Raw genomic sequence first — 22,084 nt, 5'->3', positions numbered from 1 at the left:
AGACTGAGGTCAGGCCGCATTTATTACTAAATAAAGCCCCCAGCCAACCGCTACAGCCCACGCCAGCATCGGCACAGAATAGAGATGAAAATGCCACCAGATACGGCGATCTTTCGCCATGCGCAGGGCAATCAGGTTAGCCAGCGAGCCCGGCAGTAGCCCAAAGCCGCCAATATTTACCGCCCAGGCAAGCAGCGTGCTCGCGGGCAGGCTGCTGAGCAGCAGAATAGTGGCAGGCACATTACTGATCGCCTGAGATAAACCAATCGCCACCAGGAACTGCCCTCCACCCGGCAATTGTGTCATCTGATGAAGAACGTGCTGCAGAGCGGGCAACTGTGTCAGCAGGAAAACATCAATAAACATGGCGATAAATACGGCCAGCAGACTCCAGTCAATGCTCAGCAGAATGCGGCGGGCCATCACCAGCAGCACCAAAAACACCACCAGCAGACCCCAGACGGCAAAGTCCAGCTCCAGCGCAACGATAAACAACAGATAAAGCACGGCGCTGGCAATCAGTAATGGACGCTGCCAGCTTTTCTCCTGCTGATGGGAAGAGTGCTCAATCCGGCGACGGGGGAAACAGATTGCCGTCAGGATCAGCAAACTGGCTACCAGCACGGCAGCCAGCGGCAACATCTGCCAGACAAAACCGCCAAAGCCTGCCTCCCCGTGACGCCACAGCAGAATATTTTGCGGGTTCCCGATGGGAGTCAACAGCGAACCGGCGTTAACCGCCAGCGCTTCAAAGATGATCAACCGGGCAATGGGCAGTGCAGAATACTGGCGTAGCGACAACGTCAACGGCACCAGAATAAACAGCGCCACATCGTTGGTCAGAAAGGTGGACAACAGTGCGGAAGCGGCGACAAAGAACAGCGCCAGCGCCCGCTGATGGTGAAAACGCCGCACCAGCCGCCGTCCCAGTACGTCAAAGTAGCCGCTGGCTTCAATACCTTTGGTCAGCATCAGCAGACCACAGAGCGTGGTCAGCGTGGGCCTGTCAACCGCGGCAGGCAGCTGCCGCAGGCTGAAGGGAACAAAGCAGGCCAGCAGCAGGCCCAGAACAACTAACAGATGCAAGAAGCGATCGTGCAGAAAAGGCCTGAGCAGCGTTGCCATGCGGACTCACAGAATGGGTTATTGACGGCTTTCGTAAAATTTCTGGAAAATGGCCAGCGTTTCATCACTGACGTGGTGCTCCAGCCCTTCTGCATCGCGGCGTGCGGTATCAGGACTGATCCCCAGCGCCAGCAGGAATGTTTCCACAATATGGTGCCGCTTACGGCTCTCTTCAGCCAGCGCTTCACCCTCTGCAGTCAGGAAAACGCCCCGGTAAGGAACCTGCTCTACAAGCCCCCCGCCAGCCAGCCTTTTCAGCATCTTGGCGACGGTGGGTTGAGACACGCCCAGACGTGCCGCCATATCCACCTGACGCGCTTCGCCAAACTCACGGATCAGATCGGAAATCAGCTCAACATAGTCATCAATAAGCTCACGGCGATGGGCTTCCCGCACCTGACGGAAGCCTTCGACATGCTCTTCGATATCTTTCAGTGGCGTGGGCACTGCTGTTTTTGCGCGACGACTCATTCAGCTTCCTCATTATTATCACTGATGCCCGATAACGGCCGCATCAGCCTGTTGGTGCCACATTGTAAACGAAGCTCTCGACAGCTCAAAATTTCGCGCAATAGCACTGGCTACAAAAGATAGCTTGTGCTATACCTGATGATAAAACGAACGGGAGGAACGTCGGATGAACAAGCCACTTTTATTGCAGCTACTCTGTCGCTCACCGTTTACGTTGCGGCTTCAGCTGCTGGAAATGCTGACCAGTAAGCCAGCAGAACCGAGCTCTGAGCATAAAAAAATCCGCCACTGAGGGCGGATTTTTTATTGCCAGCCGGAACCGGCAAGGCGGTGACAACTTAGAAGCTGTAACCTACGCCAGCAATCCAGGTGCCAACGTCAACGCTGCGGATACGGCTCTGCTCGTAGCCCACGTCCAGTGCAACGTTTTCGATGCCTGGGTTGAACTGCATACCTGCACCGTAAGAAAAGCCTACATCGCTTGAATCAGTTTTGTTACGATCCACGCCGTTGTGCTGGAATTTACCGTAACCGATACCTACAACACCGTAGATGCTTGCCCAGTCGTTCAGACGGTAAGCAGGACCACCGGTCAGGCCGTAGTACTGGCCTTTGTTGTAAACGCCCGCTTCGGAGTCATTTTTAGCGGTATAAGTCAAAGAACCGATCCACCCCAGTGGGTTACTGCCATCTTCGTAACGGTACTTCAGGTTGAAGCCGTTAGCTTTGTTCATTACGCCCTGCATATCGCTTTGTGCGTAACCGCCGGAAACAGTGCTTTGTGCCATTGCTGAACCAGCAGATACTGCCAGTACGCAAGCCAGTGCTGAAAGACATGCAATTTTTTTCATAACCACCTCAAATGTGAAAATACTTATCTCCTGACAACGCTGAAAATATAACAAAACTCAGGAAGAAACTCTGCCCCGAAATTGTTGTCCAACACAAATTTTGGTGTAACAGGACGTTAATGAAGTTTTGCATGTCATTCTTTTTCCTTATAATTTAGGAGTTCCCTCACCTCCGTCATCAGAATGTAAAAAAATGTTCATTAAGGCTATTCTTAATTAATCCTGACGTTTCTTTACCGTTCTAGCCCTGTTTTTAGCGTTTCGCTGACATTTTTTTCAGCCTTTCTACCCGTTTGATTGGGCGTTCCATTACACTGTGGGGAACTTTTTCTCACTTTGATGGACAAATAAGGCTGGTCTACAGGATGTCCTCTTCCTCTGCTGCATCATCTTCACACACTCCCATCTGGCTACCCGTTCTGGTTCTGCTGATTGCCATGATCTCTATTCAGGGCGGGGCGGCGCTGGCAAAAACCCTGTTCCCGGTAGTTGGTGCGCCGGGTATTACCGCTCTGCGTCTTTCGCTGGGAACGGTGATCCTCTGCATTATCTTTAAACCCTGGCGTTTACGCTTCAGCCGTCAGCAGCTCCTGCCACTGGTGCTGTATGGCATTGCTCTGGGCGGCATGAACTACTCCTTCTATCTGGCGTTACGCACCGTCCCGTTGGGTATTGCGGTGGCGCTGGAGTTCACCGGCCCACTGGCACTGGCACTGGCCGGTTCACGCCGCCCGCTGGACTTCGTCTGGGTGCTGCTGGCACTGTTGGGCCTGTGGCTCCTGTTACCCATCGGGCAGAGTATTTCCGGTGTGGATCCTAAAGGTGCCCTGCTGGCAGTGCTGGCCGGTGCCTTCTGGGCAGTCTATATCCTCAGCGGCCAATGTGCCGGCGCTGAGCATGGCCCGGCCACCGTGGCGATGGGGTCCCTGATTGCTTCGCTGATTTTTGTGCCGATAGGTCTGGCTTATGCCAGCAGCGACATCTGGAGCCTGTCGCTAATCCCCGTCGCACTGGCCATTGCGGTGCTTTCCAGTGCGTTGCCCTACTCGCTGGAGATGGTGGCACTGACCCGTCTGCCAGCGAAAACTTTCGGCACGCTGATGAGCCTTGAACCGGCAATGGCAGCACTCTCCGGAATGTTGTTCCTGAGCGAGGAGCTGACGCTGGTGCAGTGGCTGGGACTGCTGGCAATTATCTTGGCCTCAGCAGGGTCGACGCTGACCATGCGACCCAGAAAGAAGAAAATCGATCCGGTAAGCGAGCTGCGGGAATGATTGCCACCCTGCCCCGCTCCCGGATGTCGGGGCAAACTGACAGTTGATTGCCCGCGATTCCCCAGTCTATATTCGCCCCAACCGATGGGGCGAAGTTATTTTAACTTTTGCGCCATTACACCTGTTATATTTTGGTGACATCAATGTGAAATTTCCGCTCAGAAATATCCGACAACAGATAATCATTAAAAATAACACCCTCATTTAAACCCTTCTCTTTCAATAAAAAAATAAGAATTATATCAGTAAGTTAACTAATTAAAGCTGACTGATAATATTTATTAATCTCATTTAACTCGCTGAATATGCTCAATTAACCGGCAACTTCAACCTTAAGGTTCCGGCTATTAGACTGACAGGCAGTAACTTTCCGGCAGAGTTAAAAAGCGGTGCTATACTTAATCTCGTAACTTTCAGGACAACCCCATTAAGAGGATATTAATGATGAGTACCGCTAAACTGGTAAAAACGAAATCTTCTGATCTGATTTACACCCGTAACAACGTGGCTGACGACGAGAAAAAAGCCACCATTGAGGTGCTGAATCGTCTGGTAACGGAATTCATTGATTTGTCCCTGATAACCAAGCAGGCGCACTGGAATATGCGTGGCGCTAACTTTATTGGCGTGCATGAGATGCTGGACGGTTTCCGTACCGTTATCACCGAGCATCAGGATACTATCGCTGAGCGTGTTGTTCAGCTAGGCGGCGTGGCACTGGGGACAACTCAGATCGTTAACGATAAAACACCGTTAAAAAGCTACCCGCTGAATATCCACAGCGTTCAGGATCACCTTAAAGCACTGGCTGAACGCTATGCTGTCGTCGCAAATGACACCCGTAAAGCGATCACCGAAGTGGAAGATGAAGATACGGCGGATATTTTCACCGCTGCCTCGCGTGACCTGGATAAATTCCTGTGGTTCATCGAGTCTAACATCGAGTAACACGACGGCAGGCTTCCCCACAGCCTGCCATTTACTGAACGGTAAAGAGCAGATGAATTTCATCTGCTCTTTTTTTAAGCCTCGCCAGTTTCAGCCATTTCAGGAAAATTCAGACTCTCTTAACAATTCTCCTCCTCCCTGCTCCTTGCAGGTTGTTTTTATGCCCTTTTTTGCTACAACTGATCTGCACCACAATGAACATCACGCCCTGTTTTGGTGCGCACTTTTGGTGCACCCCACCATCAATGACTGCTCAGGTCCGGAAAAATTGACTTAAAGTGCTGTTTTTCATATATTCCGAAAAAGTGGCATAATTTTTTCATATGGATGCTGGCATTCAATCGGGCATAGACCTTGCCTGACTGCATAAGGATAAAAAAATGAAGTCGATTGTTAAGTTTTCCCTGGCTGCGCTGACGCTGGCGTTTGCCGTCTCTTCAACTGCCGCAGAAAAAAAACTGGTTGTCGCTACTGACACCGCCTTCGTTCCTTTCGAGTTTAAACAGGGTGACAAATATGTGGGCTTCGATGTGGACCTGTGGGCCGCTATCGCCAGACAGCTGAACATTGATTATACCCTGAAGCCAATGGACTTCAGCGGCATCATCCCTGCCCTGCAGACCCGTAACATCGACCTGGCGCTGGCCGGTATCACCATTACCGATGAACGTAAGAAAGCCATTGAGTTCTCCGACGGCTACTACAAAAGCGGCCTACAGGTAATGGTCAAAGCCAATAATGATTCGATCAAAGGTATCGACGATCTGAACGGCAAAGTGGTGGCAGTGAAGAGCGGCACCGGTTCGGTGGACTACGCTAAACAGCACATCAAGGCCAAAGACCTGCGTCAGTTCCCGAATATCGACAACGCCTATATGGAGCTTGGCACCGGCCGTGCTGATGCAGTGCTGCACGACACGCCAAACATCCTGTACTTCATCCATACCGCTGGCAAAGGCCAGTTCAAAGCGGTAGGCGACTCTCTCGAAGCTCAGCAGTACGGCATCGCCTTCCCGAAAGGCAGCGACGAGCTGCGTGAGAAAGTGAACGGTGCCCTGAAAACACTGCGTGAAAACGGGACTTACAACACGCTGTATAAAAAATGGTTCGGTACCGAACCTAAATAAGACATTTTGATTTACTTTTCGCAGGCGCACTCGCCTGCGTTTTCCACGACCCAGATAAAAATGGTTTTGAACCGGAGAAGAGATAATGCAGTTTGACTGGAGCGCCATCTGGCCATCAATTCCGGCCCTGCTTGAAGGTGCCAGGCTGACCCTGTGGATTTCGGTCCTCGGGCTGGTCGGCGGCCTGATTATCGGCCTGGTGGCCGGTTTTGCCCGCGCTTATGGCGGCTGGCTGTCACGCAACATCGCCCTGGTATTTATCGAATTGATCCGCGGCACACCGATTGTCGTGCAGGTTATGTTTATCTATTTCGCCCTGCCGATGGCCTTTAACGACCTACGCATCGATCCATTCAGCGCTGCGGTCGTCACCATTATGATTAACTCCGGTGCTTACATCGCGGAAATCACCCGTGGTGCCGTACTGTCAATTAACAAAGGCTTTCGTGAAGCCGGTCTGGCGCTTGGCCTTTCGAGCCGTGAAACGCTGCGCTACGTGATCATGCCGCTGGCGCTGCGCCGTATGCTGCCACCGCTGGGCAACCAGTGGATCGTCAGCATCAAGGATACCTCGCTGTTTATCGTGATCGGCGTGGCCGAGCTGACCCGTCAGGGCCAGGAAATTATTGCCGGAAACTTCCGCGCGCTGGAAATCTGGAGCGCCGTGGCCGTTATCTATCTGATTATTACGCTGGTGCTGAGCTTTGTTCTGCGTCGCATTGAAAAAAGGATGAAAATCCTGTGATTGAATTTAAAAACGTCTGCAAGCATTTTGGCCAGACTCAGGTTCTGCACGACATCAATCTGACCATCACACAGGGAGAAGTGGTGGTGATTATCGGCCCTTCCGGTTCCGGTAAATCCACCCTGTTACGCTGCATCAACAAGCTGGAAGAGATCACCACCGGCGAACTGATTGTTGACGGGCTGAAAGTGAACGATCCAAAGGTTGACGACCGTCTGATTCGACAGGAAGCGGGCATGGTATTCCAGCAGTTCCACCTGTTCCCGCAGATGACTGCGCTGGACAACGTCGCCTTTGGCCCCATCCGCGTACGTGGCGCGAAGAAGGAAGAAGCTCATCGTCTGGCAAAAGAGCTGTTGGGCAAAGTGGGCCTCGCCGAGCGCGCCCACCACTTCCCTTCCGAGCTGTCAGGTGGACAACAGCAGCGCGTGGCGATAGCACGTGCGCTGGCGGTGAAGCCGAAAATGATGCTGTTTGATGAACCAACTTCCGCGCTGGACCCGGAGCTGCGTCATGAAGTGCTCAAGGTGATGCAGGATCTGGCAGAAGAAGGCATGACTATGGTGATCGTGACTCACGAAGTGGGCTTCGCCAAGAAAGTGGCCTCGCGGCTGATCTTTATCGACAAGGGACGCATTGCCGAAGATGGCAACCCTGACGAGCTGATCGATAACCCGCCAAGCGCTCGCCTGCAGGAATTTTTACAGCACGTGTCGTAAGACCGTGAATTTTCGGTACCCGCACTTGTTTCAGGCTTCCTCACGATAAAGAGGAAGCCTGTTTAAAACAAAATCAGACTCGCGTTTCTAAAACAGCATTAATATCTTCCAGGGACAACAATGACAAACGTCGTTCCAATCGAATGTTGTCAGTGATTTGTGGCGTCGAAAAATCGTAATTCTGTTTCTGATATTGCCATCCCTTCCAGATAGAAACAGAACTTGCTGTCAGGCCAACAGTACTAGTCCCTAATGAGAACCACCCCAGAATTTCTGCCGTTCTTTCATCAACAAATTCTGAAGCGATACTACTGCCAATTCCGAGAACGCCGGTTGCGACTCCAGTCCCGGCCAGAATAATGTCAAGCTTAGTAAGATCCCCTGTTAAGCTGGTGAATCCATTAAGATTAGCATTAGTGTTTCTAGCCACAGTGGCCGCGCCCTGCACTGTCTGACTTTTTGATACAAACGAAGATATCGTTGAAGTCAACCCTGAAATTATGCTTGCCGCGCCAAACCCTGTACTGATCCAGCCAAGGATTGATGATGCCTCCGAATTTTTTTCCGACAATGCTAATGATGCTATTGTCAAAACATCACTGACTGCTCCCAGCGCAACCGAAATGGCCGCGACCTTTGAACTCACAGCAATAGAAGCGAGTAACGAGGAGCTTGCCGCAACAGCCGGAATAGCTGCACCAAATGACAGTATCGCCAACAATAAACTAACAGAGGCGAGTGTGATACCAATAATACTTGCAGTGCTGAGATGCCCATTCAGATCCATGCGATTAACAGGATCGCCCAGAGAATAAATATAAGGGTTAATGCCGCCTTCACCAAAGGGACTCCAGCTATCCGGACTGTGAAAGCGCATCAAGACAGGATTGAATACGCGGTAACCATTACCCAGGAAATACCAGCCGGTAACCGGATCAATCTGTGCACCAGCCATGCCAGGAGACGCTGAAAGTAAGCTGCGGAAACCATAAGGCGTATGGCTGAGATGGAGAACGTCATTGCCAGACTGAGCAAGATAGGGAGTGCCGTTAGTCAGCAAACCGTATTGATAATCCTTTTTCTGCTGGCCAGTAACACTGGTATGCCCAAGACGCTGATGCGTGTTGTCATCCAGCCATGTCAGTTTTTCATCACCGATTTCGGCATTGGAAATACGTTGATTAGCATAATGAGAGCGATTAGTTTTACCGTCAGGAAGTATCTGAGCAATCAGCTTATCCTGCGCATCATACTGATAGCGACAAACCAGTTCATTACGCTGACTCCAGACCTCTGTCAGTCTGTTTTTGCTGTCATAAACCAGCGTTTGCTTTTTTTCATCCCTGACCAGGTTTCCATTATCATCATAACGGAGTTCAGCAATCAGAGTGTTACTGCTCAAAAATCGCAATTGTGTGGGATCGGTCTGGCTATATTCATAGAAAACCGATTCGGTCATTGAGCCATAGGAGCTGTCCAGCCGTACGATATTCCCCCACTGATCATAATGATAAAGTTGACCTGAAAGTATTCGACCTGTGCTGTCAGCCGGTGCCTCGATACCGGCACAATGATAATTGTGCAGACGGCCATGACTGTCATAGTCAAATCGTTCATTGTTCAGAACAAGGCTGTCCCTGAGCAACAGTCGCTGACTGAGTCTGCCTTCTGGCGTATATGATTGTGTCAGAATTTCGGTTGAGGTATGGGTGCTGTATACCCGACGTATTTCACGGCTGAACTCATCATAATCGATGGTTGTCGTCAGTCTGGAGTGCCCGCCCTGCACTTCCGTTCTGATCAGGCGGCCAAACCCATCATAGCCATAAGTCGCTGACTGTTCTCCCTGCCGGGATCGCTGTAATCTCCCGTAAGTATCATAATCATAGAAATGCTCATTTCCCAATGCATCACGATAATATTGCAAAGCGCCGGACATGGAGTAACGATAATCGCTGGATGAAATAACCTGATGGTTCTCAGTCAATTCTTCTTTTTTAACTGCCCCCGAAGGATAGTATTCATACTGATTGTTGACATTGCCCTCTGAGGCATTTTGCAACTTTGCCGTTTTAGAGAAATAAGAGAAATTTTGATTAAGTTGTGGTGTCTGAATACGGTTTAGTACACCGCCCAACTGAAACTGATAGCCCCGGGACTGGTTACTCATGGAAGGAGTCGTGATTCTTTCCGGTAAAGACTCTCCCTGGTTATAACCATATTGCGTTAACCGACCGCCGATCGTGTCGCGCACCACCCGTCCCAGGCCATCATAGGAGGCTTCTCCAAACTGCCTGTTATTCACTGAAACAGAGGCAATATACTCAGCAGCAGAAAAAGGAGCGTAAGCAGAATCCAGCTGGGTACCATCAGGCAGAATTTTACGAATCAACCGGTCAAAGATGTCCCACTCATAGCGAATGACGGCGCCATTATTGTCAGTTTCTGAAATTTTACGACCAAATCCGTCATACTCAACCACTGTTCGCGCATAGACCGTCTCATTTTGCTTAAGGATGCGAATAGTTTCAGGCTTACCAAACAGATTCTTTTGACTGGTGACATTCCCCAACCCCTGTAAACCCTGCCGGGAAACCATGGTAACGGGATCATAACTGTCTTTCTCCACCCGGCCATCATTATATGATGTAGTGATCAATCCTCCCCATCCGTCATACAGATGATGCTTCGTCTGGCGATACGGCTGCGCCAGACGCCGCGAAGAAGCAGAAGAGAGATCCCATAACCAGTCAGTGTCCGTTTCAGTCACGACCAGACCCTGAACATTAAACTGTCGGGAAAACGTTTCCCGATAGGTGCCGGTGTAACTGCCGGAAGAGAGGACTGCATCGTCATCCTGTTCAGCAATTGAAACAACCCTGCCCATCCCGTCATAGTAAATTTGTCGGTTGACACCATCCGGTGTGGTTTCGGTCATAACAGGCCAGTAATTGCCTTGCCCGGCCGCGGGGTACTGATAAGAATAGTGACGCTTAACTTCCTGCGATGTTCCGGCGGAAATAATCTCCTCACTCAACTGCCCTTCCGGCGTATAACGGTAATCAACAGTCGTGCCATTTTCATCCACCGTGCGCAGTTGCCGTCCGGAAAGTAACGCTGTAATTTCTGAGGTTTGCTTCCGCGCGTTATCATGACCAGTTACGGTTTCGGTGCGTGTGACGCTTGCCGTTGTAAACTGGTAGCCGAAGGTCGATGTGGTGGCCAGATTATTCATCGAAGAATCAATACGGGCCAGCAGACTATGTTGACGCTGTGTGGGGGAGTTCGTATAGCCGTATCTTTTAGTCAGGAGTCCGGAAACCTCTTCCTGGGCCAGGCAAACGTATCCACTCAGCAACGACGCCCCACTGAATGCAGGCAGATTCTGCCAGCTGTAGCGGGTGACTTTATCTGCTGCGGTTCCATAAGCCGCTTTCCTGACTGTGGATTTTAAAAAACGTGAGAAGCCGAGCGGATCGGCAGGACAATTATTTCCCTCGCCCGTGGCAGGATAATACTCATTGATCTCTTGGGTGCCATCAACATGAGTGGTACGTAATGTATTCCCCCACTGATCGGTCTGGTAGATCTCCTGCTCCTGCCGGGAAGCCCCTGAACTTAAATCAGTATAAATAGTCTCTATCCGAGCCAGCAACTGCAAGTTGGCAGGCTGCTGATAATAATTAACGCCAGCTATTTCGTTATAAGTTAAATTTCGTGTGAGCCGTTTACCCCCCTCGGTTTTCTCTTCCTTAATTAACAGGTGAAAACGATTAAAAGTTCGTTCTGTACTGGAAATAACATTACCATTTTCCACCAACCGCTCAGTTGATGAGTAATTGTACGTGCCACTGACCAGATATAGATTATCCTGATCGCGATCGATCTGGTTTTTCCCAGAAAAAAAACCTGTAAAATTATTGGTCGCGCTATATTGATAATTTTTCAGGATGGCTGGCTGCCCATTGCCCGGAAATGCATTTAATGCCACTACACACGGAATGGTGCTGGTATTGGTGGTCCTCATACCTGTGGCATTATACTGAATCTGTTCAATATAACCAGAAGGCTTCCGGTACCGTTCAATTGCAAGGAATGAATTTTGTAACGTCAGATAGTTAAAAACATAACCAGCCGAAGGGCGAACAGATGAAGAGAAGGGAATGCTGATACCTGTGAGTCGGTTATTACTATAATCCAGCACAATCCTCTGCATAACACCAAGGTCATCGGGATATTCAATCTGACTACAGGTCACACCAAAATAGGATAACCGCAGTATGACAGTATTTGTCTGACGATGCCGGACCTCCGTCAGGCAGTGATTTCCCCCTATGATCGGGCCATAGGTGAAATCATATATTTCACCATTTTCAAATGTGACTGACGTGGTGAGTGCCAGCTGGCTGCTCAAGTTCGTTCTTTGTAAAGTCTCGACCGTGCCATCTTTATTATAGACATAATAAAGATTAGTATTTTGCGAAACCAGCCTGACGTTTTTTAATTTTCCGTCCCGCAAAACCACTTCTCTGCCTGCAACAACAGGCTCACTTTTGAAACTTTCCCCACCGTGCGTTGTGAACAGACGATTTTGCAAATCATAGCGTGTAGAAGACAGAGTCCAGCCGGTACCAAATCCATTATTCAGACTGTTAAACATTGAGAAGGATAAGGTAAGTGGATAGGTAGCCCCTTCCATATTGAAAGGACTCAGAGAAATCAGCTCCAGCGAAGCTGAATATTGTCCGGTTCTTGGATCCACTCCGGTAGAAAGAGAGGAACCAAAATTAAAAGCATTAGAATATAATTCATTCATATTCATTAACCTTAAAAAATTCTAATATTGAAAATCATTATCACCATTGGTGACAATGGCTTCCATGTTCATATTGAGATTTTTAATTACCTATACGATGTAAAGTTAACGTTTTACCCGTATCCATCGGCGAAACTCTGAAGCGATGTTCCGTTCCAAAGTTATCAATCATTGTCATATCATGCGTACCACTGTGCATCGAAGTCGACCATGAACATCCAGTAACCTGTAGAACATCAGCACAAATTTGCCGATCCGAAACATCTACGCTATAGCCGAAATCCCAGACGCAACCGCCCCCCATATTATCCCGGGCATTCACATTAGATCTTCCCTGAGCATAAAACCTTCCTCTTGTCAGAAACCTATTGCTCTCATGAGTATTGCCAAGATTATAAAATCGCCGCGTAGTGTTACCTAAAGTTCGAGATACTGATCGAAGATTATAAGGTAACTGCCAAGTATACAGCGTTATCGTTTGATGATGTACATCCCACTTGTTCATATCTTCCTGACGATTCTGTATTGTTCTTAGTACCGGTGAAATACTATTAATAATGACTGGTTGAATCGCGGTCAGACGAATTGAACTGTTAAAAATATTGTTGTTACTATCTGACATGTTCGTTGTCAGCGTCATTGTATTTATCAGCAGACCCAGATCGTTCATAACATCAAATTGCATAGTCGCCATCAATTGCTGCGTACCTGTCGCTGAACTGCTGATATAAAAGTCAAAGGTATCCGGCACGATATTGGTGTTATAGGGTTCTGCCATCCCGGTTATCTGAATTTCAGATGATGATTTTTCGCTCACCAGACATTCCATGCAAAGCCCCTGGAGCTCTTCATGCTGATTTTCAGTTACTCCGCTGTGCTCCCCTTCTAATTCAGAAACGGGATCGGCTGGCATCCAGCGTGCTGCTGGCTGCAACAGCGAAGAAGTAATCGTTCCAAGATCGTAAATATTACGAGTATTGGTATAAGTCCAGCCACCAGGTAACCAAAGATTATTAACATCCAGAGATGATGAAAAAGCAACCGGCCGGAGTGAAAATTTCTCACGGGTACTCAATGGAACTTTGACCATCTGACCACTGCTGTCTCTTCCCTGCTTAAGTACAGAGATACGAATTTGACATTGATGTCTGTCGTTCGCATAAAAACGATCGTTTATTTCTTCAATAGTAAAAGAAACTACCCGTACATTAGAGATACCACTCGCATTGCTAATCATATCGCCTCCTTACCATAATCATTTGTTAAAGAAAGAATATCCAGTTCAAAACCATAATAAGGTGCTATCAGTTCAGGAATAGTGTTAATTCGATACTTACTTCCAATTTCATCTTCACGATTCGTCAGTGCACTGGATATAAAATTACCGTACATTCCTTCAGCCTGGAAAATGAATTGCGTTGTGGATGGATTTTTGGAAACATAATGGCAAAGTGCGTTCCTAATCGTTGAGATAAACAGAGGCCCAGCTTCCGAAGACGGAAATGCCAATTCATCCCCTCGCATCATTCCCATATAATTATTTTTACTCAATTTATAAATATTAATTTCACGATAATCTCTTCTCATAAGAAAATGATTACCATCATCAATAAAATAATATTTTGGTGTCTTTTCACTATTCAAGAGATGCTCTGGCATAACAAACTCAAGAATGAGCCTTTCCTCACCCACGATAAAAGGAAGAAATTCCTTTCCTCTTAGAAAATAACTGAGTCGTCCAATCCATCCCGAACCATGGGAATCTTTATAAAGGGCACAGGCATGCCCCTGGTCTAATATATTCATATTAACCTCTTGGTGTTTGAGTTGTCGTTAACTTATTGGTTGATATTAGATGTTACATATTTTACCAGCTGTTCTAAGGTGGCAATTTCATGATGAGCGAAAAGTTCATCGCTGATACTGACACGATAAGAATCGAGAATAAAAACCTGTATTTCTACATAATCCAGACTATCAAAACTCAAAAATGAAAATGAAGAATCCATCGATACACTCTCAGAATCAATATCTTTCATGGATAATATTCTCATTTTTATCGATTCAAAAATCTCCTGACCGATCATCACCCCACTCCTCTTTTAAATATTTAGTAATCACTGTTGTTCTACATTGCAGAATTAACACCTCATCCAAATAACAATTATAATTAAATAACCTGACATATTTTCGGCCTTCTCCATTAACAGGCTGGCATACCGATAAAAAAACCGTAACGTTTCCTGGATCATTCATCACCCTGTACCATACAGAAGGCTCAGTTAACCAGGATGCAGACTGACTGACTTGCAGTGTATGAGTTTCTCTCAGATAATCATCCAGGCTGGGAAAATGGAAGTTTAAAAAATTAAGAAAAGTGCTGCAGTGAATAATTTTTCGAAATGCTAACGCACAGATAAAAGTACGACAGTCATGTTCTTTATTAATCATCGAGTGGAACTTCGTATAATAGCTATTTATTTCAGCACGGGTAATAATCAGTTTTTCAGCAACCTGCTCCTTCCTTTGGTATTGCGAAAGTAAAGCTCCTTCACCAAAGCTAAGACATCCCGTGACAATATCCAGTCCCTGGAGATCACTCATCTTTAGCTTCCCCTTTCCAGCATCAAATGTAAGAAAGTGTTCCTTTTCGGTATAAACATGTTTGCGGAACTGCATTTCAATCCCCGTAACTGTCTTCACATTGTGAGATTCAGTGGCTAACAACCCCCTCATAATAACAACAAAAATAAGCATTCCCTGAACGGGATTTTCATATTCGATATTACTGTAATGCATGGGATTATTGTCTCCGGAAAAAGATGACCAGTTGACAATATCTTTCTGATTAAACCTGAGCATAAATCACCCCACCTTAGCAATAACGAGCGCAGCATTTTGCCCACCAAATCCTGCGCTAATATTCAATGCAACACTGGGTGATATACCTGTAAGATGTTCATTCGGTAGATAATTAAGATCACACTCAGGATCTGACCGATGTAGATTGAGGGTAGCAGGCAGCATATTATCATTAATAGCTTTTACACAGACTATCGTTTCAAAACTTCCGGCCGCGCCAACCAGATGTCCCGTGTAAGATTTTGTGCTGGAGACAGGGACTTCAAAAGCCTGCTTTCCAAATACACTTTTGATCGCTCTGGTTTCATATAAATCATTCAACTGGGTAGATGTACCATGTGCATTAATATAATCCACGTCCATGACAGAAAAACCGGAACGATCAACAGCCATTTTTATCGTATTAATAAGAGAGGCCATATCTTCGGCAGGGCGCGTAATATTCATGCCATCGCCATACTGCGCATAACTTTTCACTTCAGCCAAAATTGTAGCACCGCGGGCAACGGCCGAGTCATACTCTTCCAGGCAAACCACGGCGCTGCCTTCAGCCAGCACAAAGCCGGAACGATCCAGACTGAATGGGCAGGATGCTTTATCATGATTCATCGTTTCTTTAGATAAGGCTTTCAGTATATCAATACTCCATATACTGAATGCCGTTCTTAATGACTCGGCACCTCCCGCAAGCATGCACGTTGCACGTCCTGATCGGATAATTTCAAAGGCATCCCCAATAGCCATCGACCCGGTAGCACAGGCAGCCATGATAGTATTCTGATAACCTTTCAGCTCATACATCATGGCGCAGGCCGCCGTCATTGAACCAGCCATCGTGATCAAATTACTTTTGGGATGGGTCATACCTGTTTTAGCAAATTGAGCGGAAAAATCATTTGCTGAATCTAAACCACCCCATCCACTCCCCAGAATGACACCGCATTCAAAATTATCGTAATAATCTGTCGGCTTACCTTCAGTACCAAAAGCCTGAGCAACTGCTTGCCTGCAGCTTTCCAGAGCTAATTTTCCACATTCAGGTAAATAGTGTGTCAGCACCTTTGGTAGCAGTCTGTACCGATTTTCATTTTTTTCCAGGAATGAAAAAAAACGGGCCGTTATATTTTTGTTTTCAAATTCAACAGGAGAAAAAAACAATTTTTTTTTCGTTATACTTTCCCAGCATGCATCCACAGTTTCGCCACCTGCATTGATGGCGCCCATTCCGGTTATTACTACTCTTTTTTTACCCATTTTTTTCACCTGGAAATGTTAATTTTATACTTTGCCAATTCGCTCCCATATAAAAACCTCGTCACCGGACAGTACTTTATCAGAAAGTAAATATCCCTTTTAAAGGCTTTACACTATCAATTACTCTTCCTATTAAAATCATTATTAATCCTATATTTCACAGCATATCTTCATCCTGTTCAAATGCACTCTCAAAAAATAGCCTCTCCTGAGTAATTATTGATAAGTTAATGAGTCGCAATGCTAAATACATCTGAAATGTCTGATACTTTGAAAGATATCTGCAACAATAAATCCTGCGTTATCTCTTTCAGTTTTATATATTCCTGGTCTAAAAAAAGCCCTCTTTACCTTCCACTTACACTTAGCAGACTATACTTTCTGGTCGACGCTGACTTTGCGCCGCAATGGGAGAATATGATGTTGGGAACCCTTCCACCCTGGCGTTTCGCCTTACGGTGGCTAATGTTTACGTTTTTTTTGATTTTTGCCGAACAAAGCCAGGCAGTATCGCTTCCTGCCGCTGCAGTGGCCGCTTCGCAGTCACAGTCTGCCGCAACCTCCACCCAGAGTGGTGAACCCAGCGTTGAAGAGAAAAAAGCCGCCTACGCCGCACTGGCGAATATTCTGCAAAACGATCAGTCTCGCCAGGAGTTAATCGATCAGCTACGCTCCGCCTCCGAAAGCCCCTCAACCACCAAAGCGCCAGTGCTGACGCCACCCGGTGAGGATGAAGATAAAACGGTGCTGGAAAGCGTGACCGATGTCAGCCGTCATTTTGGCGGGGAGTTTCTCACCCGGGTGGAGAAACTTCAGCGCAACATCGCTGATGCCCCGCATAAACCTTTCAATCAAAATACCTTTTTCAACGCACTCAGCCACTTCGCGATGCTCGCTATCGCGCTGTTTGCCTTCTACTGGCTGATCAGTTGGGCAATGAGTCCAATTTATCGCCGGATGGGTCAGTGGGGACGGCAGAAAAACAGCGACCGGACTAACTGGCTGCACCTGCCTTCGGTGATCCTCGGCGCGTTTATTATCGACCTGCTGCTGCTCGGTCTGGCGCTGTTCGTCGGGCAGATCCTGAGTGATTCCCTGAATGCCGGCAGCCGCACCATCGCCTATCAGCAGGGGTTGTTCCTGAATGCTTTTGCGCTGATCGAATTTTTCAAAGCCATCCTGCGGCTGATGTTCAGCCCGCGTTTTCCACAGCTGCGCTTTTTCCATTTGCCGGACGATCGCGCCGCCTACTGGAATACCCGTCTGAGCTGGCTGAGCGGCGTGATTGGCTACGGGCTGCTGGTGATTGTGCCGATTGTCTCCAACCAGGTGAATGTGCAGGTGGCTGCGCTGGTCAACGTGGTGCTGATGGGGCTGATCACCCTCTGGGCGCTGTATCTGATCTTCCACAATCGCCACAACATTCAGATCGAACTGAACCGTGTCGCCGATCGTTCAATGACCTTCTTTTCGCTGTTTATCCGCGCTTTTGCCTTGATTTGGCACTGGCTGGCCAGCGCCTATTTTATCGCGCTGTTCCTGTTCTCAATGTTCAACCCCGGCGACAGCCTTAAGTTTATGATGTCCGCCTCTGTTCGCACGCTGGCAATTATCGGCATTGGTGCGCTGATCTCCGGCATTCTGACCCGCTGGATTTCCAAGACCATCATCCTGTCCCCCGACCTGCGCCGTAACTATCCTGAGCTGCAGCAGCGGGTTAATGGCTGGATTTCGGTGATGCTGAAACTGGCAAGAACGCTGACCGTGTTTGCCGTCAGCCTGCTGCTGCTCAATGCGTGGAACCTGTTTGACCTGTGGCACTGGCTGACGGTGGGCGCAGGCGTGAAGATGGTCGATGTGATTATCCGTATCGTGATGATCCTGTTCTTCTCGGCAGTGGGCTGGACGCTGCTTGCCAGCCTGATTGAAAGCCGCCTGGCTTCCGACTCGCACGGCAGGCCAATGCCCAGCGCCAGAACCCGCACGCTGCTGACACTGTTCCGTAACGCGCTGGCGGTGGTGATCAGCACCATCACCATCATGATTTTGCTGTCGGAAATTGGGGTGAATATCGCGCCGCTGCTGGCCGGTGCCGGGGCACTGGGTCTGGCTGTGTCATTCGGTTCACAGACCCTGGTGAAAGATATTATCACCGGTATCTTCATCCAGTTTGAGAACGGTATGAATACCGGCGACCTGGTCACAATTGGCACCATTACCGGCACGGTGGAGCGGATGTCGATCCGTTCGGTTGGCGTCCGCCAGGACACCGGCGCTTACCATATTATTCCATGGTCATCGATTACCACCTTCGCCAACTTCGTGCGAGGTATCGGTTCGTTTGTCGCCAACTATGATGTTGACAGGCGTGAGGACAGCGAGCGGGTAAATGCCACTCTGCAGGCGGCCGTTGAGGAGCTGATGCAGGATAAGGATATTCGTGGAATGGTGATTGGCGAGCCATCTTTTGCCGGGCTGGTCGGCTTGACTAACCAGGGCTTTACCGTGCGGGTCTCCTTCACCACCCAGCCACTGAAGCAGTGGACCGTGCGTTTCGCCCTGGACAATATGGTGAAGAAGCACTTTGATGCTGCAGGGATCAAGGCCCCGCATCAGACGGTTCAGGTGATGCAGACCGGCACCGAAATCGACGGTGCTGCCAGCTTCCAGTCGCTGCCTGCGCCCGATTAAACGCGGGACATCTGGCGTTCACGCACCGGTTTTTCCATAAAGGTCCAGGCGATAAAGCGACTCTGCTTCTGACCCTGGGCCATTTCAACAGTGCGTACGGCAACGGCTCCGGCCTGCTCCAGCGCGCGCCAGATGTCCGGCAGGTTTTCCTTGCGGGAGACCAGCGAAGTGAACCAGATGCACTGGCGGGAAAACATCACGCTTTCGTCGATGATCCGGGCGATAAAGGCTTTTTCACCGCCTTCGCACCACAGCTCATCCCGCTGACCGCCAAAGTTAAGCGGCGAGCTTTTTGCCAGCCCGAGGTTGCGCACTTTTCGCTGGCTGCCCTGCTGCGCCTCACTGGCTGAGGCATGGAACGGTGGGTTACAGATTACTGCATGATACTGTTCGTTTTTATGGATGATGCCGCTGAAAATCGCCTGATGATCTTTCTGCCTGCGCAAACGAACGCCACGGTTCAGGCTGGGGTTAGCCGCAATGATAGCGTTGGCAGAACGCATAGCCTCTTCATTGATTTCGCTGCCGGTAAAGCGCCAGTCGTATTCGCGATTGCCGATCAGCGGATAGATGCAGTTTGCGCCACATCCGATGTCCAGCACGTTGATATTGCGCGGCACCACGGACTTATTATCTTCCGCCAGCAAATCCGCCAGATGGTGAACATAGTCGGCGCGGCCGGGCACAGGCGGGCAGAGAAAGCCATCCGGAATAGTCCAGTGTTCAATCTGGTAAAAATGGTGCAGCAGCGCCTGGTTCAGCATTCTGACCGCCGCAGGATCGGCAAAGTCGACCGACTCATCGCCGTACTGATTCACAGCCACAAACTCCGCCAGAGGCGGATGGCTGGCAATAAGCGCGGGAAAGTCATAACGGCCACGATGGCGGTTGCGGGGATGAAGCTGAGTTTTTTCGGCGGTATTTTTCATATTCGGCTCTCTTGTCTGAGGCGCGTAAGATACCTTCTGTGGTAAAGATCGTAAACAATTGCCGCCTTTTTTCCCCTTGCAGACCAGCTACTATAGGGTAATTCTGCGAATTTTAAGGAGTTCTGATGACACGTTCCCGCCACTCTTATCAACCCCGTCTGGGCCACGGTCTGCCACATGACCCACTGAATGCGATCGTTGGTCCCCGGCCGATAGGCTGGATTAGCTCGCAGAGTGCCAGAGGCGAGCGCAATCTGGCACCGTACAGCTTCTTTAACTGCTTCAATTATCAGCCTCCGATCATTGGTTTTTCCAGTCAGGGCTGGAAAGACAGCGTGGCCAATATTGCTGAGACCGGAGAATTCGTCTGGAATCTGGCCACGCGCGAGCTGGCAGTAGCAATGAATGAGAGTTCTGCTTCGGTACCGCACGGTGAAGATGAATTTACCCTGACGGGGCTGACCGCCCTGCCCGGCACGCAGGTTAACGTCAGTATGGTGGCGGAAAGCCCGGTAAACTTCGAATGCAAGCTGACTCAGTTAATTCAGTTGCAGGGAGCAGATGGCGGCAAGATCGACCAGTGGCTGGTGCTGGGCGAAGCAGTAGCGATCCATATCGACCAGGCACTGCTGGAAGAGGGCATTTACCAGACGGCCAGAGCCAACCCGATTTTGCGCGCGGGCGGCCCAAGCGCTTATTATGCTATCAGCGATGAGTTGCGGTTTGATTTGATCCGGCCGGATGCACGGAAGATTTAGTCAGTAGTGGCTCCGGGTGCAGGTGTTGCGTCTTGATTATCCCTGCGGCTTTCTCAATCTCCGGGGCCAGCCAGCGATCTTCCTGCCAGGTTGCCACCTGCGCACGCAGCAATGCCCAGGCTTCACGTGTTCCGCTTCCCGCCTTATCTGCGTCATGGAAGTCCAGCGCCTGAGCCGCGAGTAAATACTCAATCGCGAGGATCTGATAAGTATTTTCCGCCAGCTTCAGCAACTTCAGCGCCGCACTGGTTCCCATACTCAGATGATCTTCCTGCAGCCCGGAGGTCACGTAGTTGTCCAGTACCGCGGGCTGGGCCAGCTGCCGGTTTTCACCGCAGAGCGAAGCCGCCACGTACTGGGCGATCATCATGCCGGAGTTCACCCCCGGCTGCGCCACCAGAAACGCCGGAAGCCCGCTGACCAGTGGGTTGATAAGCCTGTCGAGACGGCGCTCCGCCACGCTGCCGATCTCAGCCAGCGCAATGGCCAGCACGTCAGCCGCCATCGCCACTGATTCACCATGCGGATTCGCCTGCGAAACCACCCGCCAGTTATCCACCGTGCCCAGCACCAGCGGATTATCCGTTGCGGCGTTGAGCTCGGTTTCGATCAGCTTCTCGGCGTGCCCGAACTGATCGCGGCAGGCTCCATGGATCTGTGGCATTGAACGCAAACTCAGCGCATCCTGCGTTCGCACGCCTTTACTCTGCGCAATAATCTCGCTGCCGTTCAGCAAATGCCGCAGCCTTTCACCCACTGTCTGCACGCTCGCGCTGCCCTTCAGGGCGAGGATCTCTGCATCGAAGGCATCCATCTGGCCGCGCAACGCTTCAAAACTCATCGCGCCGGTTACGTCTGCCCACGCCAGCAGCTGGCTGGCTTCACCCAGCGCCAGGCAGGAGAGCCCGGTCATACAGGGCGTGCCGTTCACCAGGCTCAGACCGTCCTTTGCACCTAACGGACAGGGCTGCAACCCTTCAGACTCCAGCGCCACGGCAGCCGGAACACGCTCTCCGCGATAGCTGACGTTGCCGATACCAATCAGCGCCAGCCCGACATGGGCCATATGAGTCAGATATCCTACCGATCCCTGCGCAGGGATTTGCGGCGTGATGCCGTGATTCAGCAGCGCCAGCAAACTTTTCACCACCTGCGGAGATATGCCAGACTTGCCGTGGCTGTAATTTGCCACTGCCGCGCAGATAATGGCGCGAGCCTGGACATTATCCAGCGCAGGCCCAACGCCGCAGGCATGGCTCATTAACGTATTGCGCGACAGCTGGCTGAGCTGATCTTCTGCCAGAGTGATATTGCACAACGCGCCCAGCCCGGTATTGATGCCGTAGGCAATCTGCCCTTCCGCCACAATAAGCCTGACGATCTCCCGCGCGGCATGAATGCGCTGCCAGGCACCCTCACTGAGCTGCAACTGAGTGCCCGTTTTTGCCACCCGCACCACATCCTGCCAGCGCAGACGAGCATCGCCCCAGACTATCTGTTCTTTATCTGTCATC

Annotated in this window: 19 protein-coding genes; 8 read left to right on the top strand and 11 right to left on the bottom strand. The window is 49.6% G+C overall.

Features of this window, described 5'->3' with window-relative positions; all coding sequences use genetic code 11:
* Window positions 1-9 precede the first annotated feature (9 nt).
* Both AC3Y5R_RS06460 and mntR read right to left on the bottom strand, forming a co-directional pair.
* The gene (locus AC3Y5R_RS06460) at window positions 10-1,125 is read right to left on the bottom strand and encodes an SLC13 family permease (protein WP_489920649.1); all 1,116 of its coding nucleotides are present in this window, start codon (window positions 1,123-1,125) and stop codon (window positions 10-12) included.
* An 18-nt stretch (window positions 1,126-1,143) separates the two neighbouring features.
* Entirely contained in the window at window positions 1,144-1,596 is a 453-nt protein-coding gene (mntR, locus tag AC3Y5R_RS06455; protein ID WP_489920648.1) for a manganese-binding transcriptional regulator MntR, read from the bottom strand.
* A 166-nt stretch (window positions 1,597-1,762) separates the two neighbouring features.
* Between mntR and AC3Y5R_RS06450 the strand changes: the two genes are divergently transcribed.
* A complete protein-coding gene (locus AC3Y5R_RS06450) occupies window positions 1,763-1,888 on the top strand; it encodes a hypothetical protein (RefSeq protein WP_489920647.1) in 126 nt (41 codons plus the stop codon).
* Window positions 1,889-1,934: 46 nt separating this feature from the next.
* On the opposite strand, the gene ompX is transcribed toward AC3Y5R_RS06450, so the two are convergent.
* Window positions 1,935-2,447, bottom strand: a complete 513-nt coding sequence (ompX, locus tag AC3Y5R_RS06445) for an outer membrane protein OmpX (RefSeq protein ID WP_158783195.1) — start codon at window positions 2,445-2,447, stop codon at window positions 1,935-1,937.
* Between the two features lie 365 nt (window positions 2,448-2,812).
* Between ompX and rhtA the strand changes: the two genes are divergently transcribed.
* The 5 genes from rhtA (at window position 2,813) to glnQ (ending at window position 7,260) form a co-directional block, all read left to right on the top strand.
* On the top strand, window positions 2,813-3,721 hold the full coding sequence (gene rhtA / locus AC3Y5R_RS06440) for a threonine/homoserine exporter RhtA (RefSeq protein ID WP_489920646.1): 909 nt from the start codon (window positions 2,813-2,815) through the stop codon (window positions 3,719-3,721).
* A gap of 444 nt (window positions 3,722-4,165) precedes the next feature.
* Window positions 4,166-4,669, top strand: a complete 504-nt coding sequence (gene dps, locus AC3Y5R_RS06435) for a DNA starvation/stationary phase protection protein Dps (RefSeq protein ID WP_489920783.1) — start codon at window positions 4,166-4,168, stop codon at window positions 4,667-4,669.
* A gap of 380 nt (window positions 4,670-5,049) precedes the next feature.
* Entirely contained in the window at window positions 5,050-5,796 is a 747-nt protein-coding gene (gene glnH / locus AC3Y5R_RS06430; RefSeq protein ID WP_489920645.1) for a glutamine ABC transporter substrate-binding protein GlnH, read from the top strand.
* Window positions 5,797-5,881: 85 nt separating this feature from the next.
* Window positions 5,882-6,541, top strand: coding sequence for a glutamine ABC transporter permease GlnP (gene glnP / locus AC3Y5R_RS06425; RefSeq protein WP_158783198.1), 660 nt, complete (start codon window positions 5,882-5,884; stop codon window positions 6,539-6,541).
* Complete coding sequence (gene glnQ / locus AC3Y5R_RS06420; RefSeq protein ID WP_489920644.1) at window positions 6,538-7,260, top strand: glutamine ABC transporter ATP-binding protein GlnQ; 723 nt, start codon at window positions 6,538-6,540, stop codon at window positions 7,258-7,260. The genes glnP and glnQ overlap by 4 nt, the downstream gene beginning before the upstream one ends.
* A 73-nt stretch (window positions 7,261-7,333) precedes the next feature.
* On the opposite strand, the gene AC3Y5R_RS06415 is transcribed toward glnQ, so the two are convergent.
* The 6 genes from AC3Y5R_RS06415 to AC3Y5R_RS06390 all read right to left on the bottom strand — a co-directional run bounded on the left by AC3Y5R_RS06415 (window position 7,334) and on the right by AC3Y5R_RS06390 (window position 16,192).
* Window positions 7,334-12,082, bottom strand: a complete 4,749-nt coding sequence (locus AC3Y5R_RS06415) for an RHS repeat-associated core domain-containing protein (protein WP_489920643.1) — start codon at window positions 12,080-12,082, stop codon at window positions 7,334-7,336.
* A 76-nt stretch (window positions 12,083-12,158) separates the two neighbouring features.
* Entirely contained in the window at window positions 12,159-13,313 is a 1,155-nt protein-coding gene (locus AC3Y5R_RS06410; RefSeq protein ID WP_489920642.1) for a hypothetical protein, read from the bottom strand.
* Complete coding sequence (locus AC3Y5R_RS06405) at window positions 13,310-13,882, bottom strand: hypothetical protein (protein WP_489920641.1); 573 nt, start codon at window positions 13,880-13,882, stop codon at window positions 13,310-13,312. The genes AC3Y5R_RS06410 and AC3Y5R_RS06405 overlap by 4 nt, the downstream gene beginning before the upstream one ends.
* Window positions 13,883-13,914: 32 nt before the next feature.
* Window positions 13,915-14,115, bottom strand: a complete 201-nt coding sequence (locus AC3Y5R_RS06400) for a hypothetical protein (protein WP_489920640.1) — start codon at window positions 14,113-14,115, stop codon at window positions 13,915-13,917.
* Between the two features lie 25 nt (window positions 14,116-14,140).
* Entirely contained in the window at window positions 14,141-14,938 is a 798-nt protein-coding gene (locus tag AC3Y5R_RS06395) for a hotdog family protein (protein ID WP_489920639.1), read from the bottom strand.
* A gap of 3 nt (window positions 14,939-14,941) precedes the next feature.
* Window positions 14,942-16,192 (bottom strand): beta-ketoacyl-[acyl-carrier-protein] synthase family protein, encoded by a 1,251-nt coding sequence (locus AC3Y5R_RS06390; protein ID WP_489920638.1) that lies wholly within the window; start codon window positions 16,190-16,192, stop codon window positions 14,942-14,944.
* A gap of 465 nt (window positions 16,193-16,657) precedes the next feature.
* Between AC3Y5R_RS06390 and ybiO the strand changes: the two genes are divergently transcribed.
* Window positions 16,658-18,883 carry a mechanosensitive channel protein gene (ybiO, locus tag AC3Y5R_RS06385; RefSeq protein ID WP_489920637.1) on the top strand — a complete coding sequence of 742 codons (2,226 nt, stop codon included), beginning with the start codon at window positions 16,658-16,660 and terminating at the stop codon, window positions 18,881-18,883.
* On the opposite strand, the gene rlmF is transcribed toward ybiO, so the two are convergent.
* Complete coding sequence (rlmF, locus tag AC3Y5R_RS06380) at window positions 18,880-19,812, bottom strand: 23S rRNA (adenine(1618)-N(6))-methyltransferase RlmF (protein WP_489920636.1); 933 nt, start codon at window positions 19,810-19,812, stop codon at window positions 18,880-18,882. The two genes, ybiO and rlmF, sit on opposite strands and share 4 nt — an antisense overlap.
* A gap of 125 nt (window positions 19,813-19,937) precedes the next feature.
* Between rlmF and AC3Y5R_RS06375 the strand changes: the two genes are divergently transcribed.
* A complete protein-coding gene (locus AC3Y5R_RS06375) occupies window positions 19,938-20,570 on the top strand; it encodes a flavin reductase family protein (RefSeq protein WP_489920635.1) in 633 nt (210 codons plus the stop codon).
* On the opposite strand, the gene AC3Y5R_RS06370 is transcribed toward AC3Y5R_RS06375, so the two are convergent.
* Entirely contained in the window at window positions 20,518-22,083 is a 1,566-nt protein-coding gene (locus AC3Y5R_RS06370) for an HAL/PAL/TAL family ammonia-lyase (protein WP_489920634.1), read from the bottom strand. The two genes, AC3Y5R_RS06375 and AC3Y5R_RS06370, sit on opposite strands and share 53 nt — an antisense overlap.
* Window position 22,084: the final 1 nt, after the last annotated feature.

This window comes from Erwinia sp. 009765445 (genome assembly GCF_058137865.1).
Note: the sequence above shows the minus strand (reverse complement) of the source record. Positions and strands in the feature narration are given on the sequence as shown.